Source organism: Desulfovibrio sp. SGI.169 (genome assembly GCF_050313595.1).
Lineage (GTDB): Bacteria > Desulfobacterota > Desulfovibrionia > Desulfovibrionales > Desulfovibrionaceae > Desulfovibrio.
In genome coordinates this window covers 1-1,344 of sequence record NZ_JBNPLS010000070.1, presented here as the reverse complement: position 1 = coordinate 1,344, position 1,344 = coordinate 1, and the positions used below count along the sequence as shown (strand labels likewise).

Here is a 1,344-nt window from a genome sequence, read left to right as displayed (position 1 = left end):
AAGCCCGCCACGCTCTAGCCGTTGCGACGCAGGAAGCTACGGATAGAGACAGTAATTGGTTAACGCCACAGTCAGCCAACGGAACCACTGTCGCCATCCGTAAGGCTCGGGGACTCGCCAACGGCTGGCGCGGCCCCACGGACAGGGGGAACTGTTCCGCGGAGTATCCGCCTGCTTACCCTTTTGGGCGGGTGTGAGCAGTCTATCCGGGTACATCCTGGGGCGCAACATCAACACGAGACCATGGAGACGACAGACACAGAGATCAGGTGCGGCCAGTGCCACAAGCTGCTGGCCAGAGGCTGGGCGCGTGACGCCCACATCGTTCACAAGTGCCCCCGTTGCGGGGCCTACAATACCCTGCGGGCCACGACTGCAAACAGGCAAGGGCAGCCGCCGGCCAAGGCAGGATAGTTTCACCCTGAGGACCACGAGTCCCAGCCATGCAGGCCATGAGCCTCCCCGGAGGTCTCATGGCATTGCACCGCAAACCTTACCATCCCCCTGCTTTGAGTGAGTATTTGCCCCCGGCAGACGGCCCCACAGGATATATAATGGGGGCAACCTGCCCACAGGGCTTTGGCTGCGCCGATTTCTATGTGGCGCAGATTCCCTGCCCGCTGGCCCGTCAGGTCATTATCCAACACCATTACAGCCATAAAGTCGTCAACAACAGCTACCTGCATCTCGCCGTGTACCGGGAGGGAGTGTTTGAGGGCGTGCTGCAATGGGGCTATGCGCTTCAGCACGCGCGGGCCGGTTACGTTGTCGAGGGGACGGTACAAGGGCAATACCTTGAGCTCAACCGCATGTGGCTGTCGGATGATGCCCCGCGCAACAGCGAGAGCCGCGCCATAAGCTATGCCCTAAAGTATATCCGCCAGGCATGTCCGGGCGTTGCGTGGGTACAGTCATTCGCGGACGAGCGTTGCAAGGGACTTGGCGTGGTGTATCAGGCGTGCAGTTTCCTGTACCTTGGGGCGCATAACAGTATTTTTTACCTGCTTGATGGCGAGGTGTACCATAAGCTCAATGCCTCCGTGAAAGGTCGTGGCGGACGCGCGGCCTACCTGCAAGAAAATCTTCATCGTGCCCAGAAGGTACAATGGCGGCAGTTCCGCTATATTCGTTTCCTCAAGACAGATTGGCGCAAGCGGCTGCGATTGCCCGTCCTGCCATATCCAAAACCGCATTGCCCCGTCAGGTGATATTGACACGGATGGCGACCGCCGTGCCTCGACGACCGCCCACAAAAAACCGCCCGACTTTACCCAAGCCCGGCAGTTTTTTGGGGTGTCAATTCGTGCCAAGTTATTTGCAAAACAGTGCCAATTTTCGCGCTTC

The 1,344-nt window shown here is 59.0% G+C and carries 2 protein-coding genes; both read left to right on the top strand.

Annotation, left to right across the window (positions count from 1 at the left end):
• The first annotated feature begins 243 nt into the window (after positions 1–243).
• Positions 244–414, top strand: a complete 171-nt coding sequence (locus ACQRA4_RS13750) for a Com family DNA-binding transcriptional regulator (RefSeq protein ID WP_427823616.1) — start codon at positions 244–246, stop codon at positions 412–414.
• Positions 415–554: 140 nt separating this feature from the next.
• Positions 555–1,208, top strand: coding sequence for a hypothetical protein (locus tag ACQRA4_RS13745; protein WP_427823615.1), 654 nt, complete (start codon positions 555–557; stop codon positions 1,206–1,208).
• The last annotated feature ends 136 nt before the right edge of the window (positions 1,209–1,344 follow it).